Annotated in this window: 20 protein-coding genes; 11 read left to right on the plus strand and 9 right to left on the minus strand. The window is 49.9% G+C overall.

Going from position 1 to position 14,999, the window contains the following annotated elements; genetic code table 11:
* Window positions 1-180 precede the first annotated feature (180 nt).
* Window positions 181-909 (minus strand): cytochrome c biogenesis CcdA family protein, encoded by a 729-nt coding sequence (locus tag EL216_RS00485; RefSeq protein WP_085390897.1) that lies wholly within the window; start codon window positions 907-909, stop codon window positions 181-183.
* A gap of 9 nt (window positions 910-918) precedes the next feature.
* Window positions 919-1,419 carry a thioredoxin family protein gene (locus EL216_RS00490; protein ID WP_232005251.1) on the minus strand — a complete coding sequence of 167 codons (501 nt, stop codon included), beginning with the start codon at window positions 1,417-1,419 and terminating at the stop codon, window positions 919-921.
* Between the two features lie 313 nt (window positions 1,420-1,732).
* On the opposite strand from EL216_RS00490, the gene EL216_RS00495 reads away from it, so the two are divergent.
* From EL216_RS00495 to EL216_RS00520, 6 genes are all read left to right on the plus strand, one after another.
* Complete coding sequence (locus tag EL216_RS00495; protein WP_085390898.1) at window positions 1,733-3,085, plus strand: cytochrome c; 1,353 nt, start codon at window positions 1,733-1,735, stop codon at window positions 3,083-3,085.
* Window positions 3,078-3,986, plus strand: coding sequence for a c-type cytochrome (locus tag EL216_RS00500; RefSeq protein WP_085390899.1), 909 nt, complete (start codon window positions 3,078-3,080; stop codon window positions 3,984-3,986). The genes EL216_RS00495 and EL216_RS00500 overlap by 8 nt, the downstream gene beginning before the upstream one ends.
* A 273-nt stretch (window positions 3,987-4,259) precedes the next feature.
* Window positions 4,260-4,454 carry a hypothetical protein gene (locus EL216_RS00505; RefSeq protein ID WP_085390900.1) on the plus strand — a complete coding sequence of 65 codons (195 nt, stop codon included), beginning with the start codon at window positions 4,260-4,262 and terminating at the stop codon, window positions 4,452-4,454.
* A gap of 195 nt (window positions 4,455-4,649) precedes the next feature.
* Window positions 4,650-4,961 carry a DUF883 family protein gene (locus EL216_RS00510; RefSeq protein WP_085390901.1) on the plus strand — a complete coding sequence of 104 codons (312 nt, stop codon included), beginning with the start codon at window positions 4,650-4,652 and terminating at the stop codon, window positions 4,959-4,961.
* A 128-nt stretch (window positions 4,962-5,089) separates the two neighbouring features.
* A complete protein-coding gene (locus tag EL216_RS00515; protein WP_085390902.1) occupies window positions 5,090-5,506 on the plus strand; it encodes a phage holin family protein in 417 nt (138 codons plus the stop codon).
* Complete coding sequence (locus EL216_RS00520) at window positions 5,490-5,771, plus strand: hypothetical protein (RefSeq protein WP_085390903.1); 282 nt, start codon at window positions 5,490-5,492, stop codon at window positions 5,769-5,771. Before EL216_RS00515 ends, EL216_RS00520 begins: the two co-directional genes overlap by 17 nt.
* 71 nt (window positions 5,772-5,842) lie before the next feature.
* On the opposite strand, the gene EL216_RS00525 is transcribed toward EL216_RS00520, so the two are convergent.
* Both EL216_RS00525 and EL216_RS00530 read right to left on the minus strand, forming a co-directional pair.
* Complete coding sequence (locus tag EL216_RS00525) at window positions 5,843-6,616, minus strand: sulfite exporter TauE/SafE family protein (RefSeq protein ID WP_085390926.1); 774 nt, start codon at window positions 6,614-6,616, stop codon at window positions 5,843-5,845.
* 145 nt (window positions 6,617-6,761) lie between these two features.
* Complete coding sequence (locus tag EL216_RS00530; RefSeq protein ID WP_085390904.1) at window positions 6,762-7,367, minus strand: CNP1-like family protein; 606 nt, start codon at window positions 7,365-7,367, stop codon at window positions 6,762-6,764.
* A 197-nt stretch (window positions 7,368-7,564) separates the two neighbouring features.
* Here EL216_RS00530 and EL216_RS00535 point away from each other — a divergent pair, with 197 nt between their 5' ends.
* The 3 genes from EL216_RS00535 (at window position 7,565) to pyrC (ending at window position 9,493) form a co-directional block, all read left to right on the plus strand.
* Window positions 7,565-7,792, plus strand: coding sequence for a sulfurtransferase TusA family protein (locus EL216_RS00535; RefSeq protein ID WP_085390905.1), 228 nt, complete (start codon window positions 7,565-7,567; stop codon window positions 7,790-7,792).
* 12 nt (window positions 7,793-7,804) lie between these two features.
* A complete protein-coding gene (locus EL216_RS00540) occupies window positions 7,805-8,368 on the plus strand; it encodes an NMCC_0638 family (lipo)protein (protein WP_085390906.1) in 564 nt (187 codons plus the stop codon).
* Between the two features lie 87 nt (window positions 8,369-8,455).
* The gene (gene pyrC / locus EL216_RS00545; RefSeq protein ID WP_085390907.1) at window positions 8,456-9,493 is read left to right on the plus strand and encodes a dihydroorotase; all 1,038 of its coding nucleotides are present in this window, start codon (window positions 8,456-8,458) and stop codon (window positions 9,491-9,493) included.
* A 67-nt stretch (window positions 9,494-9,560) separates the two neighbouring features.
* On the opposite strand, the gene nusB is transcribed toward pyrC, so the two are convergent.
* The 5 genes from nusB to ribBA form a co-directional block, all read right to left on the minus strand.
* Complete coding sequence (gene nusB, locus EL216_RS00550) at window positions 9,561-9,986, minus strand: transcription antitermination factor NusB (RefSeq protein WP_085390908.1); 426 nt, start codon at window positions 9,984-9,986, stop codon at window positions 9,561-9,563.
* 67 nt (window positions 9,987-10,053) lie between these two features.
* Window positions 10,054-10,539, minus strand: a complete 486-nt coding sequence (ribH, locus tag EL216_RS00555) for a 6,7-dimethyl-8-ribityllumazine synthase (protein WP_085390909.1) — start codon at window positions 10,537-10,539, stop codon at window positions 10,054-10,056.
* A 95-nt stretch (window positions 10,540-10,634) separates the two neighbouring features.
* Complete coding sequence (locus EL216_RS00560; protein WP_085390910.1) at window positions 10,635-10,958, minus strand: DUF2185 domain-containing protein; 324 nt, start codon at window positions 10,956-10,958, stop codon at window positions 10,635-10,637.
* Between the two features lie 70 nt (window positions 10,959-11,028).
* Entirely contained in the window at window positions 11,029-11,913 is an 885-nt protein-coding gene (locus tag EL216_RS00565; protein ID WP_408633988.1) for a DMT family transporter, read from the minus strand.
* 98 nt (window positions 11,914-12,011) lie between these two features.
* Entirely contained in the window at window positions 12,012-13,373 is a 1,362-nt protein-coding gene (gene ribBA, locus EL216_RS00570) for a bifunctional 3,4-dihydroxy-2-butanone-4-phosphate synthase/GTP cyclohydrolase II (RefSeq protein WP_085390912.1), read from the minus strand.
* 357 nt (window positions 13,374-13,730) lie between these two features.
* Here ribBA and EL216_RS00580 point away from each other — a divergent pair, with 357 nt between their 5' ends.
* Together EL216_RS00580 and tpx are read left to right on the plus strand one after the other, a co-directional pair.
* Window positions 13,731-14,345, plus strand: coding sequence for a DUF4230 domain-containing protein (locus EL216_RS00580; RefSeq protein WP_085390913.1), 615 nt, complete (start codon window positions 13,731-13,733; stop codon window positions 14,343-14,345).
* 73 nt (window positions 14,346-14,418) lie between these two features.
* Window positions 14,419-14,913, plus strand: a complete 495-nt coding sequence (tpx, locus tag EL216_RS00585) for a thiol peroxidase (protein WP_085390914.1) — start codon at window positions 14,419-14,421, stop codon at window positions 14,911-14,913.
* Window positions 14,914-14,999 lie beyond the last annotated feature (86 nt).

Here is a 14,999-nt window from a genome sequence, read left to right on the forward strand (position 1 = left end):
ACGCGAATCATGGTGTTCGTATGTGCGGGTTGTGAAACGGTGTTGCAGCCGATTCGGTTTATTGAGCGTTATTATCGTGGTTTTCGATGTAGTATGATGTAAAAGGAATGTAAAAGGTTTCAGGCCGCCCGAAAGTATGCTTTCAGACGGCCTTTCATTAACAATATATACAATTAAAGTTTAAAAACGGGTGGTTAAGTTTGTCAGCCATTCGGGGCTAAGCTGAACCAGCAAGATTTCCAATTGTTTATCAAAACCGGAAAGAACCAGCAAACCGACCGCCAATAAACTCCACCCCATTACTTTCCTACCGGTATTGCTGATGGCTGCCAATTTTTCACGTTTTTGGCGGAATACTTGGCGCGACAGCAAGCCGATAATAATCAAAGGAACCACTGCACCTAAGCTGAACACCATCATCACTACCGCTACACTAGCCAGAGCCTCGCCTTGGCTAGCCAGAGCGATGGCCGCACCCAAGGTCGGACCGATACAGGGTGCCCAAACCATGCCGAGCAGCAAACCTACGCCCAGTTGTCCAAGCCCAGATTCGGGATTGAAATTGCTCAACCACGCTTCACCACGGCCGCTAAGTGCCGACGTATAACGCCCCAGCCAGCCTTGCAAGCGTGTATTGAGCAACCAGATTGCCACCAGCAACATCAACACCGCCGCTCCGTAGCGCAAATATTGGCTGTCCAAACCCAATGCCAAGCCCACCGAAGCCACTACTGTGCCGACCAGAGTAAATGAAACGGCCATGCCGAAAGCCAATGCAAACAAACCGATTTTTTGCTTGGCCATAGCTGAAGTAGCCACAATCGGCAAAATCGGCAGCACGCAAGGAGACAGGGTGGTAAGTATGCCTGCCAGCAGGCTCAAAGCCAATACGGTAATGCTGATGTCCATCTTTGCTCCTTAGTGCGGCAGAGTTATAAACTGACGCAGGCGTTGCGGATCAGTTTCGCCGGTGCTGCGGCGTACTTCTTTACCGTCATTAAACAGGATCAGCGTGCTTTGGTGATTGGCTTTAAATGCCTGAACCTGTTTTTTTTGGGAGTCAAAATCCACTTTGAGTACAGTTAAATTTTTAAACTTGGGTTCTTGTAGCATCGGTTTCAACACTTCGACCTGGCGGCGGCATACCGGACACCAGTCGGCATGAATATGCACCAAAACCGGCTTACCGTCTTTTTGCAAAGCATCGAATTTTGCCTGCTGGAACGGTTGGAAATCGGCCGCCAATGCTTGCCCGGCCAACAGTGCTGCGAAGAACATCGGTATGACTTTTTTCATGATTCTCATCCTTATGTTAGGGATGGCACCAACAGTTGAAAACATATCCCACCGTTTTACCGGTAATGCCATCATTGCGAAAAATTTAATTGAATAGACGCAGCGGGAATGGGTTTCTGACATTGTTTTTCCTAAAGTTTAGTAAAGAATGATAGTCGGTAATATTTGAATATTTAAGGGAATTAAAAAGAGGTAAGATTTGGAAAATGAAAAAAATATTTTAAATTAAGATATTGTTATTACAAAAAAAGATTTAATAATATGAAAGTCGTTTAACATCGCATTATTATTATATGTTAATATAATAATAAATAGAAAAATGAAGCAGAACGCGCACATTAAAAAAACAATAACGGCACAGCCAAGTTTCTTTTTTTTAGGATAGCTCCAAAAGGAAACCGCGGCTCTACAAAGGAACGCCGAAAAGGAGCACTTAATGAAACCCTTCACCAAAACGGCTTTGGCGGTGGCGGTGTTGTTCGGCATGGCATACGGAGGAGCCGAATGGCTTACCCATAGCCGTGCCGTTCCGGCACAAGCCGCCGTAAGCGCGGATCAAACCCTCATCAAGCGCGGCGAATATGTTGCGCGGCTTTCCGACTGTTTTGCCTGCCATACCGTACCCAAGGGCAAACCCTATGCGGGCGGATTGGCCATGCAAACGCCTCTGGGTGCGGTTTACAGCACCAATATCACGCCCGATAAAGCAACGGGTATCGGTTCATACAGCTATCAGCAATTTAAAAATGCCGTTCAGCACGGCATACGTTCAGACGGCACGCCGCTGTATCCGGCCATGCCTTATCCCTCATATGTGATTATGCCTGAAGCCGATATACAGGCAATGTATGCCTATTTTATGCACGGCGTGAAACCTGTTTCCCAGCAGAATGCCCGCAGCACCTTACCGCCGGTTTTAAACTGGCGCTGGCCGTTGGCTTATTGGCAGGCTTTATTTGCACCGCAGCGTCGGTTTCAGGCCGACAGCCGCTACGACGAACATATCAACCGAGGCAAATACTTGGTTGAAGGCCCCGGCCATTGCGGAGCCTGCCATACACCGCGCGGTATTGCTTATCAGGAAAAAGCCCTCAGCGACGACGGCAGTTATTTTTTGAGCGGCGCGGTTATCGACGGCTGGCGGGCCAAGAGTTTGCGAGGCGAGGCGCGCGGGTTGGCTTCTTGGTCCGAAGACGAATTAGTGGATTTCTTTGCAAGCGGGCGCACTGACATCAGTGCGGCATTCGGTGCAATGGCCGATGTGGTGGAACACAGTACGCAATATTGGACCGATGGAGACCTCAAAGCCTTGTCGGGCTATCTGAAAACCTTGTCGCCCGCACCGGGTAAAGAAGTGGAGCTACCGAAACGCGAAGATGTTACTACGGCCATGTTGAGAAGTGGTAAATACAGCAGCCGTGGTGCCTTGCTTTATGCCGAGCACTGTATCGTCTGCCACCGCGCCGACGGCAACGGCGTGCCGCGTGTTTTCCCGGCATTGAATAACAACAGCGCCGTGTATGCGAATAATGCCCAATCGGTCATCCAAATAACCCTTGAAGGCGGGCGTATGCCGCAGAGCAAGCATGATCTCATGGCTTTCAGCATGCCCGGGTTCAGGTATTTGAGTGATCAGGATATTGCCGACGTAGCGAACTTTGTCCGCAACGGTTGGCAGAACCAAGCGCCGGAAATCAGCAAGGCCGATGTAGCCGAAATCCGCCGTTTTATCAGAAATAAGACACCCAATATCGTGCCGCAGGCAGCATCGGGAGAGCATCATGAATAAAACACTTTCTTTATTGGGAGCAGCCTGCCTGTTTTTATTCGGATTAACCGCATGCCAAGACCAACCGGAAACCGCCGAAGAGCAGACCATCCGTTATCCGATCGTAACCGGTAAGGGCGATCAGAAAAAGGTTGTGGGCGAATATACGTTGCCATCCGACAGCGATATTGACAAACAACCCAATGCGGAGCAAATCCGCTACGGCCAGCGGTTGATGAACGAAACCAAACGCCTGTTGCCCGACCATGTGGGCAGCCACCTCAATTGCAGCAGTTGCCATATCGCGCAAGGCAAGGTGCCGGGCGGCAATCCTTATATCAATACTTACAACCGTTATCCGCGCGTGATGCCGCGCCCCGGCAAAGAAATCGATTTGACCGGCCGCATCAACGGCTGCTTCCGGCGTTCGATGAACGGCAAACCCCTGCCCAAAGACAGCGAGGAGATGCAGGCCATGATTGCCTATATCAAATGGCTGGGGCAGGACGTTCCTAAAGGACAGCGGGTGGATATTGTGAACGCGGTGCCGATCAATACCGACCTTGTGCCCAACCCCGAGCGCGGCAAGGTGCTGTACGGGCAGTATTGCGCTTCCTGCCACGGCAGCAACGGTGAGGGCAAGCGCGACAGCAGCGGTTATTATGCGTTCCCGCCGTTATGGGGCGAAGAATCTTTCAATATCGGAGCGGGGATGGCACGTACCTACAAAGCGGCGGCCTTCCTCAAAGCCGCCATGCCGATGGGGGTCCAAACCCACGGTGTGTGGGGCGAAGGCAATTTGCTCAGCGAGCAGGATGCGGTAGACATCGCTGAATACTTCACCCATCAACCGCGGCCGGATTTTGCCGGTAAAGTAAACGACTGGCCGAAAGGCGATAAGCCTAAAGATGCCCGTTATTAAAACAGTTTGTCAGAAACGGCAGGTTTTGAACCTGATGTTTCCGAACGAGCGTTTCGCCCATCGCAGTTTGTTTTACCTCTGGGGTAAAATTTTGATTGTCTCCGGAAAAATTTCCCCTTTGTTGAGAAAAGGGGCTTTGTGTTTTTATATCGTTTTTTGAGTTATGAACAACCACCCGAATTCAGACGGCCTAGACGCCGGGTTGCGATAGTCGATCGGTGTTCCTGCGTCAGCCCACACACTATTGGCAAGGGCCATGGCTGGCGGTAAGACTTGCTGCTGCATCCGCCGCAAACCGCATTGGTCGGATGGGCTTACGAGTGTATAAGGGTGGATGAAACGCAGCCGAAGGGCAGCAACCCCTCGGCTGAGATTATTGTCGATACGCAATCGGAACATTTTGAGGAAAATGCTGCTGAGTCGGCGGAAGAAAGCGGGTTATCTGCAAAACGTGCGGATAACGGTTAAAGCCGTTTAAATCGGGAGGCCGTCTGAAAAATGATTTTCAGGCGGCCTTTTTAAAATTAAGAAATGATTTGTAAATATTTTGTTGCCAACTTGAAATATGGTGGTAATAGGCTAATCTGTAAAAACGTTAGCGGTAGATATTTTTGCCGCCGACTTTTCCCAACCATTTCCAGACGCATATGATAGGAGACCTTAATGAAAAAAGAATTTGAAGCACAAAGAGACGCGTTGATGAAAGATATCCGTTCCGTTTTAAGCGATGTAGAAGAGTTATATAGCAGCGGAGTGGAAGCCGGTTCGGAAGAAGCCAAGGCATTGAAAGTGAAATTGCAAGACAAACTGGACGTTGCCAAATCAAAACTGCGTGATTTTGAAGAACAGGCAACCGAAAAAGTGAAACACACTGCCAAGCAAGCCGATGAGTTGGTACAGGAAAAACCTTATTATGCAATGGGTTTTGCTGCGTTGGCCGGATTGGTAGTGGGTATTTTGCTGAACCGCCGCTGATTCATGGCAGAAGGCCGTCTGAATATTCAGACGGCCTTGTTTTATCAAAACACCGTCTGACAGCCTTGCTTTTATTTAAAATAAAAGAATAAAAGCAATTTTTTCAGACGGCCTTAAAAGGGAACGCTATGAGTTTAAAACAAAATATCAGCCATTTTAAAATTTTGCTCAATCAGGGAGCAGACCTGTTGTTGTTGCGCATGCAGATTCTGCACTTAGACCTTACCGAGCAGGCGGGCAGTTTGTTGCGGATATTGGCCGCTATTATGTTTATCGGCGCTCTGTTTTCTTTGAGTATCATCAGTTTGCTGTTCGGTTTGGATCATGTATTGAGTGATACTGCCAAAATATGGGTGTTTTTCGGTATTTCCGGCGGTTGTCTGTTGGTGATTGCCGGTTTGACGATGTGGATTATCAACACATGGAACAGTAAAAATGCACAAGTTACTACCACGCTGAATAACTTAAGCCAAGATATCGCCTATTTGCGCGGAAAAGCCGGATCAGCACCGAAGGAAGGAAAAAACAATGAGCAGAAGGTCTGAAGAACGTGAATTGTTGGAACTAAAAGCAAACCTTGCCCGGCTGAAAATTACTGCCGAGCAGTTGAAATTGCGTAAAGCACGTGCACAGCAAAAGCACATTGATTCAAAGTTTAACCAATTTGTTTCTCTTGCCGACGGCTTGCCTTCCAGCGACTTATTGTGGAAAAGCGCATTCCTTCCGTTGCGTTGGAAACACCGTTTTATGTTGGGTGCGGGTTTGGTATTGTGGCGTTTGTGGAATACGGAAGGGCGCAAACGTCGTTGATGTACGGTGGAGGATAAGGCGTATAAATAATGACAGAGGCCGTCTGGAACATATTTTCAGACGGCCTCTGTTTAATATGCGGCATGTAGCAAATCCCAGCCGAACTTGCCGATCAGTACACACAGTAACGCCATGAAGGCATAGCGCAGGAATTTGCTGCCGCCGCGTATGGCCAGATGCGTACCCACTATGCCGCCGCTCAAATTGGCCAGCGCGAGCGGTAACGCCCATGCCCAGACGATATGGTTGTTGGGAATAAAAAAGGAAAGGGCGGCCAGATTGGTGGTGAGATTGATGATTTTCGCCGATGCGGTGGCGGTAAGAAAATCGTAAGCGAAAAAACGCACGAACACAAAAGCCAGCAGGCTGCCGGTACCCGGCCCGAAGAGGCCGTCGTAAAAACCGATTAATACGCCGAAGAGCAAGCCCAGTGCGGTTTCTTTGCGGGTAAGTGCGGTGGTGCGCACGACCTGGCCCAAGTCTTTTTTGAAAAACGTGTAAACAAACATCACCGCCATAATCACCAGCATGGCAGGTTTGAGGTATTGTACGGGTAGATAAGCAACCAGTTTCGCTCCGCCGTATGATGCGATAAAAGCTAAAACAGCGGCAGGCAGCAGCATTTTCCACGGCACGGGGATTTTGCGGATGAACTGTACGGAGGCCATGAATGTGCCGCTGAACGAGGCGAATTTATTGATACCCATGACCGAAGTTACCGGTACGGAAGCAGGCAGAGTATTGAACAACGCGGGAATCTGCAATAATCCGCCGCCGCCGACGGCAGCATCCATCAAGCCGGCAAGAAAGCCGAAAACAAGTAGAAGAATAAGATGGGAGTCCATAAAATTCAAATAATTAAGTGGATTTTATTGTGATGTGTCAGCGGTCGGGTATTGTAGTATGTCGGGCAACAAGTCAATCGGTTTGTTTCGCAAAAGGGTTCAGGCCGTCTGAAAAATATTTCAGACGGCCTGTCGGCAACAGGTTTTATTTGTCAGGATTGCTTGCGGAAAGCGGACGTTTGCCTGCACGACGGACAATCCGTTCACGCAATGCTTCTGCGCTTTCAGGTTTGCCGTCTTCGCAGAAAGCGCGGTAAAGCACGCCGCGTACCGGGTCGGCGGTATTCAGGATGGCACCGATAGGCTTCCATTCGCCGTTACGCGGAGTAATCCAGCGTTTGTTTACAGTATCGCCGTAGCCGAATACTTTGAACGACGAACGTTGGCTTTCTTTTAAAGAAAACGAAGTGCCGGCACAGAATATACCTTCGCTGCTCAGATTGTCATAACCCCGGTTCGATTGGGTATTCAATATATAGCGTACGGTGCCGTCAGGTGCGGGGGTAATGCTGTCGAGCAGAATTTTCGGCTTTTTGCTGTAAGTGTTGCCGACGTAAATATCAAACCAGCCGCTACTGCCGGTATCGGGAAAAGCCGGCAGTGGGAGGTCTGCTTCTTTAAATTCCCTGGCCGCCCTCTCGGCCTCACTTTCCTGATAACGGGTGTTGGTTAAAGTGTTTTTATCGCTGCGCGGCACAGCGAAAGCCTGGATGGCGGCTAGCAGCGGTATAAACAGAAAAAAACGGCGCATTAGGCTTCTCCGTAGTATCAAATCGGTCTGTCATTGTAGGGTGTAAGGGGGTCAAGGTGCAACCTATCGGTTTTACAGCCCGCATCATAATCAAGTTTAGCTATGGTATGGAAAAAACCGTTTTGTTATAAAGAGGATAATGAAAAAGAGCAGGCTTTTCGCTATATAATACGGAATAATCGAAAACAGGTATTTGTATGACCACACAAACTTTAGACGTAATCGGGTTGAAATGCCCGCTGCCGATCTTACGGGCGAAAAAAGCATTGGCCCGAATGCAGGCTGACGAAGTGCTTACCGTGCTGGCTACCGACCACGGCGCGCCCGACGATTTCGCCGCTTTCTGCCGCCAAACCGGGCATGTATTGCTGGAATCTTCCGTGCGCGAAGACGGCGTATTTCAATTGGTTGTGAAGCACAAATAAGGCCGTCTGAATATGCATCCGATTGTCGTCAGCCTTTCCGTTGCGTTTGCTTTAACGGCGTGCGGCGGCAACATGCCGCAGGCGCAAAAAGAAGCGGCGGCCGCCGAAATTGTGCAGTTGTTCGCGCAAGGTTGTGCGGCATGGCGCGGTGATGCGACGCAGGTGGTGGAATGGGCGGAGCGGCAGCAATTTACCCGATTGAATGCCGAAGCCGTGAAAAGACTGCCGCACGGCATGATGGAGCAGAACGTACAAACCGTGTGGCAGACAGAACGCAACGGCACGGTGTTTTACTTGAATACGAATGCCGAAGGTTGCAGCGTGAAAACCGTTGTTGTAGACGAAACCGCTGTGCGCAAGCAGCTCGCGGCTGTGGCGGAACAAGCCGGTGCGAAAGTAAAAGCCCGCTTTCACAGCGATGAAACCGCCACTTCGATTTTCCCGTTCCGCCGCTTAACGTATGCTTGGCAGTTTGAAGACGGAAAACGTGCTTTGTTAACCGCCAACACTTCTCCGTCGGACTATGTGCCTGTGCAAGCCGCGCTGTTTTTTGCACGGCAACCGGCGGAAAATTAGCCCGTTCAGGCCGTCTGAAAAAGATTATGCCATGCAGGCCGTTTTTCAGACGGCCTCCGGTAAATGATGTTGAAATAAAGGAAAACCATGCAAACCCTGACCATTACCCAGCCCGACGATATGCACTTGCATTTGCGCGACGGCGAAGCCCTGAAAGCTGTACTGCCGTTCACCGCCCGCCAGATGGGGCGCGCTGTGATTATGCCGAACTTGAAACCGCCGGTGGTCAGCGTGGCCGACGCGCAGGCTTATAAAGAACGGATTATGGCGGCTTTGCCCGCAGGCAGCATGTTCGAACCGCTGATGACACTCTATCTCACCGACAAGTCGACACCGGAATTGGTGCGCGAAGCCAAAGCAGCGGGCATTGTGGCGTTCAAATTGTATCCTGCAGGAGCAACCACTAATTCCGATTCAGGCGTAACCGATTTGTTCAAGCTGATTCCCGTGCTCGAAGAAATGGCCAAACAAGGCGTATTATTTTTGGTGCACGGCGAAGTAACCGATCCCGAAATCGACATTTTTGACCGTGAAGCCGTGTTTATCGAGCGCGTGATGAAGCCCGTATTGGCAAAAGTACCTGATTTGAAAGTGGTATTTGAACACATCACCACTGCTGATGCCGCTCGTTTGGTAATGGAAGCGGGCGACAACGTAGCCGCCAGCGTTACTCCGCAGCATTTGCTGATGAACCGCAACGATTTGCTGGTAGGCGGCGTGCGCCCGCATCATTATTGCTTGCCGGTGCTGAAACGCGAGAGCCACCGCAAAGCTCTGGTGGAGGCGATTACCGGCGAGAAATCACATAAATTCTTTTTAGGCACCGACAGCGCGCCGCACGCCCGTTCCGCCAAAGAAACCGCCTGTGGTTGTGCGGGCATGTTCAGCGCGGCGACTGCCATTGAGCTATATGCCGAAGTGTTTGAAAATGCGGGGGCATTGGATAAGTTGGAAGCGTTTGCCTCGCAAAACGGCGCACGTTTCTACGGCCTGCCGGAAAATCCGCGCAAAATCACGCTGGTGAAGCAAACCCAGTTGGTTGCGCCGAAAGTGCCGTTCGGAGAAAACGAAGTGCTGGTGCCGATGCGCGGCGGTGAAAGCGTGGACTGGACCGTGCAGTATTGATTGCCGCAAACCATAAACAAAGGCCGTCTGAAAAGTTTTCAGACGGCCTTTTATCACATTGGAAGTTTCAGTTGCGTTTCGGATCGTTTGGGCGCAGTTGCGCGGCGAGTTTGTCGAGAATGCCGTTCACAAATTTATGCCCGTCGGTGCCGCCGAAAGTTTTGGTTACTTCGATGGCTTCATTGATGATTACCGGATACGGTGTTTCAGGCATGGCGGCCAGCTCATGGCAGGCCATCAGCAGCACGGAGCGTTCGATGGGGCTGAGGTCGTTTTCATCACGGTCGAGCAACGGGCGGATGATGCGCATGTATTCGCGTGTGTTGGCATATGCGCCGAAAAACAGTTTGGTAAACAGCTCTCCGTCGGCTTTCTTAAATTCGCTGCTCTCGCGGATGTTTTTGGAAACTTCATGCTCCGAGGCCTGCGTGATGGCGGCTTGATACAGTGCCTGCACGGTAAACTCACGGGCACGGCGGCGGGGTGTTTTCATGGATATTCCTTTTAAGGTTGGGTGTTCAGACGGCCTCTTTAAGCGTTTGAGGCCGTCTGAAACCGTTTTATTCGTCGTCATCTTCTTCTTCAAACTGTTCCGACAGCAGCAGGTTGACCAAGTTGCCGCACTCTACGGCAACCACAGCGGCATCGGCAGCTTTTTCTTCGATGCGGGCGTGTGCCTGCTCATCGTTTTCGGTAGTCAAGATGGCGTTGGCGATAGGAATGTTGTAGCTCATGGCAACGCGCGAAACACCCGCACCGGATTCGTTTGCCACCAGCTCGAAATGGTAGGTTTCGCCGCGGATAATGGCACCGATGGCGATTAATGCATCGAATTTGTCGGAAGAAGCCAGATTTTGCAGCACAATCGGCACTTCCAGCGCACCCGGTACGGTGGCAACGGTAATGTTGTCGGCATCTACGCCCAGCTCTTTCAGTTTGCCGATGCAGACTTTCAGCATGGCGCTGCCGATTTCGTTGCTGAAGCGCGCCTGAACAATGCCGATGCGAAGGTGGGTGCCGTTGAGGTTGGGTTCGATGATATTCATAATGTCACTCTCGGTACAAGGTTTTGAAAAGGGGCGTTTGAGGCCGTCTGAAAAATGGTTTCAGACGGCCTGCGTGTTCGATAGGGCGGTAAAAATCAGTCTTCCGGCTGCCAGTCTTCAACTGCGCGAAAACTACCTTTGCCGTCTGCTTCCCATGCCGTGCCTTCCGTCTGCCCGATAAAATCACCGGTAACGGGATGGTGGCGGGTAATGTCGTTGAGGTTGCACACGGTAAAATTATCGGGGTCTTGCGTGTATTCGTCGGTTTCGTTGCCGCTGAAAAAACGCCAGCCGCTGTCGTTGTCGAATACTGCCGATTCACGGTACATGAAGCCGACCGGTTCGCCGTTTTCGGTAATGGTTTTGGAGGCGATGCAGCGGCCGAGCGCAGTGGAAAGGGCATTGGCGAATTTATTCATGTTTTCAGACGGCCTGATTGATATTAATTAGACGCGGATTTTACACGATTCGGCAGGCTTTCGCACGGCTTCAGACAGCGCGGGTTTTGGGTTTCAGCGAACCTAGATAGATTGCCAGCAAAGTTAATGCCGTACCGCTCCATTGCAATGCGTTAATCGGTTTATGCAGCCAGAAGTAGTCGATAATCAAAGCGGCCACCGGTTCGCTGAGCAGCAACAGGCCGGTGAGGGAAAGGGAAAGCAGCGGAATCGCATAAGCAATCAGCCCCCATGCAAAGCATTGCATTACTGCGCCGTATATCAGAATCAGGCCGATGTCGCGCAGGGTTTCGGGGTAGAACTTGTCGGCATCCCACACCAACGCGGGCAGAAAAACAGCCGCCATGCCGCCGATACTGAGCAGGAACATCATCGGAAACAGTGCCGCTTTTTCTTCCTGATGGGTTTTGCGGATAAATACCATTGATAATGCCAACATTGCGCCCGACACGATACCGCTTACCAATCCCCAAACGGCATGACTGTTGCGACCGAGCTCGGGGCTGCCTATCAGGGCAACACCGGTAACGGCCAGAAGCAGGCTGAATATTTGCAGCCTGCCCAAACGTTCGCCGAAAAAGAAAAAGCCGATGGCGGAAAGAAAGAAAATCTGCAAACTGTTGAGCAGAGTGGAAATACCGGGGCCGACGGCGTGGATACTTTCGTGCCACAAAGCAAGGTCGAAGCCGAGAAATGCGCCGGAAAGCAGTGCGAAGCAGATAGTGCGTTTCCGTTTGGGGAACGCTTGTCCGAAAAAACGGGTGAGCAGCCAAAAAATAACTGCCGCAACTGCCAGCCGCCAAAATGCAATCGCATACGCGCCGACCGGCACGAATTTAACAATCAGGCTGCCTAATCCGAAGATGACACAGCCGACTACCAAGGTCGGAGCGGCGTATTGTTTGGCAGATTGCATGTGCATGGCTTTATCTTTTGATGATGTTTTCAGACGGCCTTGTATCTTAACAGGCCGTCTGAAAAACCGTTGGCGGTCGGGTTGCGGGTTTCGAGCGTTTAAATATCCGAGTTACCGTCCGCTTCTTCAAACCCGACCACTTCCAAACCAAAGCCGGTTAAGCCGGTGAACGATGAAGGTTTGCCCATCACACGCATTTTTTTTACGTTGAGGTTGGCGAGGATTTGTGCACCGATGCCATAGGTTTTGCTGTCCCATTTGCGTGCTTGACTCATGCCTTTGGGCAGGGTACGGTCGAGTAGGGTTGCGCCGGTTTCGGTGCGGTGCAACAGAATAATTACACCGCTTTCGGCTTGCTGAATGCGTTCGAGCGAGGCGGGCAGCGACCATGAGTGGCGGGGGTTGGTTTGCAGAAAATCCATTACACTGAAAGGCTCGTGCACGCGCACGAGGGTTTCTTTGCCTGCTTCGGGCGTACCTTTAACCAGTGCCAGATGGGTTTCGCCGGAAAGTTTGTCTACATAAACATGCTGCTGGAAGTCGCCCCACGGCGTTTGCACGGGCATATCGCCCATTTCTTCAAGCAGGCTTTCGGTGCGGCTGCGGTATTCGATCAAATCGGTAATGGTACCGATTTTGAGGTTGTGTTCTTCTGCAAACTTCAGCAATTCGGGCATGCGTGCCATGGTACCGTCGTCGTTGATGATTTCACAGATGACGGCGGCGGGAATCAGACCGCACATTTGTGCCAAATCCACGCCTGCTTCGGTATGACCCGCACGCACGAGTACGCCGCCTTTTTGGGCACGCAACGGGAAGATGTGGCCGGGCTGCACGATATCTTCGGGTTTGGCATTGGGGGAAACGGCGGTTTGGATGGTAAGGGCGCGGTCGGCTGCGGAAATGCCGGTGGAAATGCCGTGGGCCGCCTCAATGGATACGGTAAAATTGGTGCCGTATTGGGCACCGTTTTTCTGGGTCATCATCGGCAGTCCGAGTTTTTCAACCATGGTTTCATCCATCGGCAGGCATACCAAGCCGCGGGCGTGTTTAATCATAAAATTAATCGCCTCGGGCGTAACGAATTGGGCGGCCATTAAGAGGTCGCCTTCATTTTCGCGGTCTTCGGCATCGGTGATGATCACCATTTTACCGGCTTTGATGTCGGCGAGAATTTCGGAAATAGGAGAAATGTTGCTCATTTTTTTACTCGTTTCAGATGTGTGCGTGGTATTTTCGGAGGGAGTGTCGCCGTGGTCGGTGTCCAGCCACATGGCGGGCATCCCGGCGGTTTGCTCAATTTTTCGGGCTTTTTTTTCTCCGAATGATTTGTTTTTCAAAAGGGCGGACAATTCACCTTGATTGATGGCGGTAGCAGCGACGAATTGTGCCTGCTGTCCGCCGTAAAGCCGTATTATCCATTGACGCAGATTGTGGCGGCGCAGTTCTACGGTATCCATAAGAATTCCTTGCCTGTGCGGGTTACAGTGGATTATATGTCCGGTTTTACTAAAAAGCAAATTTAAGTATTATTTTTTATTTATTACTATTTGGTAATTTAGGTAAAGACAGTATGAAAACCATTTATTAGATCTTTGCAAAATCTTTAGATAAGGATGCAATTTATGGCGTAACAATACAGGTAATTCAGACATATCATGTAGATAGGAAATCCACCAAGTGATGTGTAATGTAAAGATACGTTGTGGAAGAAGGTTTATAAAGATTTCTTGATATTTTCAGGTGGTCTTGATATTGAAACTTTTATTTGAAAATACTATATTGCAATTGTTTAAATAAAACGAAGCACGCTTACTATGAAAACCTTTCTACGTATTGCTCCGGTGTTGATTTTATTGATTATCGCTATTGCCGCCGCATGGTTTTTCAGCAGTAATAAGCCAAAGAACGACACCCACAAGGTGTTGACGAGTGAAAGTGTGCTGACACAGATTCAACATTTGAATCGTTTGGAGAGTACGGCTTTCCATATCGATACCATTATTAAAACCGAAAAGAAAGGCAACTGGTATGCGCTTTGGCAGGATTCGCAAACCGGTTTGTTTGTAGCGCAAGGCAAGGTGCTGGCGGGATTGGATTTAAACAAACTGAAGGCCGAAAATGTAAATGTGGTCAATAACAAAGTAATTATCAGTTTGCCGCCGGTGGAAATTCTGAGTGTAAATCTCGAAAATCTGGAAATTTACGATATCAAAACCGGCTCGTTCGGCCTGCATCCGATTGATAAAAGCGTGTTGAAAGTTGTACAGGAGCAGGCGAAAAAACAAGTATTGGCGAGTGCCTGTAAAGCGGATATTTTAGGACATGCGCAAAATCAAACCCAGCGGCAGTTGGAAACATTATTTGCACTGACCCAAACACAGGTTTCGATTTATCCTGCCGCCCTGCCTCCATGTAAATTTCCGAAATAATGAAAACTCAAACGGCCGAAAATAACACAAAACGGTCGTTTGATTGCTTAACCGACGAAATGAAAGGATAAACATGTCTCAAGTAACCCTGCAAGGCAATTCTGTTGAAGTGGGCGGCGTATTCCCGCAAAAAGGCCAAAAAGCGCCTGATTTCCAATTGACTGCTGGTGATTTGTCTGAAAAAACATTGGCTGATTTTGCTGGTAAACGTAAAATCCTGAATATCTTCCCCAGTGTGGATACCGGCGTGTGCGCTCAATCGGTGCGTACGTTCAATGAAAAAGCGGCCGCTCTGAATAATGCAGTGGTATTGTGTATTTCGGCCGATTTGCCGTTTGCCCAAGGCCGTTTTTGCGGTGCAGAAGGAATTGAGAATGTTGTAGCGCTTTCTACTTTCCGCAGCAGTTTTGCAAAAGACTACGGTGTGGCAATTGAAAGCAGCGTGCTGAAAGGGTTGACTACACGTGCAGTGGTGGTTTTGGATGAAAACAATCAAGTACTGCACAGCGAATTGGTAAGTGAAATCGCCCAAGAGCCGAATTATGATGCTGCTTTAGGTGTGCTGTAAGCCGTTGGGCAAAGAGTTTTTCGGAAAGGCCGTCTGAAAAGTTTTCAGACGGCCTTCAACTTTTTGAGGTCGTTTAAGTTACATAT

The sequence above is a fragment of the Neisseria animaloris genome, assembly GCF_900637855.1.
Lineage (GTDB): Bacteria > Pseudomonadota > Gammaproteobacteria > Burkholderiales > Neisseriaceae > Neisseria > Neisseria animaloris.

Excerpts from the sequence above, each read along its gene's own strand:
- EL216_RS00500 (WP_085390899.1), top strand. The coding sequence starts at position 3,078 with ATGAATAAAACACTTTCTTTATTGGGAGCAGCCTGCCTGTTTTTATTC.
- EL216_RS00535 (WP_085390905.1), top strand. The coding sequence starts at position 7,565 with ATGACCACACAAACTTTAGACGTAATCGGGTTGAAATGCCCGCTGCCG.
- EL216_RS00485 (WP_085390897.1), bottom strand. The coding sequence starts at position 909 with ATGGACATCAGCATTACCGTATTGGCTTTGAGCCTGCTGGCAGGCATA.
- EL216_RS00580 (WP_085390913.1), top strand. The coding sequence starts at position 13,731 with ATGAAAACCTTTCTACGTATTGCTCCGGTGTTGATTTTATTGATTATC.
- EL216_RS00530 (WP_085390904.1), bottom strand. The coding sequence starts at position 7,367 with ATGCGCCGTTTTTTTCTGTTTATACCGCTGCTAGCCGCCATCCAGGCT.
- EL216_RS00560 (WP_085390910.1), bottom strand. The coding sequence starts at position 10,958 with ATGAATAAATTCGCCAATGCCCTTTCCACTGCGCTCGGCCGCTGCATC.
- ribH (WP_085390909.1), bottom strand. The coding sequence starts at position 10,539 with ATGAATATCATCGAACCCAACCTCAACGGCACCCACCTTCGCATCGGC.
- EL216_RS00490 (WP_232005251.1), bottom strand. The coding sequence starts at position 1,419 with ATGTCAGAAACCCATTCCCGCTGCGTCTATTCAATTAAATTTTTCGCA.
- nusB (WP_085390908.1), bottom strand. The coding sequence starts at position 9,986 with ATGAAAACACCCCGCCGCCGTGCCCGTGAGTTTACCGTGCAGGCACTG.
- EL216_RS00520 (WP_085390903.1), top strand. The coding sequence starts at position 5,490 with ATGAGCAGAAGGTCTGAAGAACGTGAATTGTTGGAACTAAAAGCAAAC.
- ribBA (WP_085390912.1), bottom strand. The coding sequence starts at position 13,373 with ATGGATACCGTAGAACTGCGCCGCCACAATCTGCGTCAATGGATAATA.
- EL216_RS00495 (WP_085390898.1), top strand. The coding sequence starts at position 1,733 with ATGAAACCCTTCACCAAAACGGCTTTGGCGGTGGCGGTGTTGTTCGGC.
- EL216_RS00525 (WP_085390926.1), bottom strand. The coding sequence starts at position 6,616 with ATGGACTCCCATCTTATTCTTCTACTTGTTTTCGGCTTTCTTGCCGGC.
- tpx (WP_085390914.1), top strand. The coding sequence starts at position 14,419 with ATGTCTCAAGTAACCCTGCAAGGCAATTCTGTTGAAGTGGGCGGCGTA.
- pyrC (WP_085390907.1), top strand. The coding sequence starts at position 8,456 with ATGCAAACCCTGACCATTACCCAGCCCGACGATATGCACTTGCATTTG.
- EL216_RS00540 (WP_085390906.1), top strand. The coding sequence starts at position 7,805 with ATGCATCCGATTGTCGTCAGCCTTTCCGTTGCGTTTGCTTTAACGGCG.
- EL216_RS00510 (WP_085390901.1), top strand. The coding sequence starts at position 4,650 with ATGAAAAAAGAATTTGAAGCACAAAGAGACGCGTTGATGAAAGATATC.
- EL216_RS00565 (WP_408633988.1), bottom strand. The coding sequence starts at position 11,913 with ATGCAATCTGCCAAACAATACGCCGCTCCGACCTTGGTAGTCGGCTGT.
- EL216_RS00515 (WP_085390902.1), top strand. The coding sequence starts at position 5,090 with ATGAGTTTAAAACAAAATATCAGCCATTTTAAAATTTTGCTCAATCAG.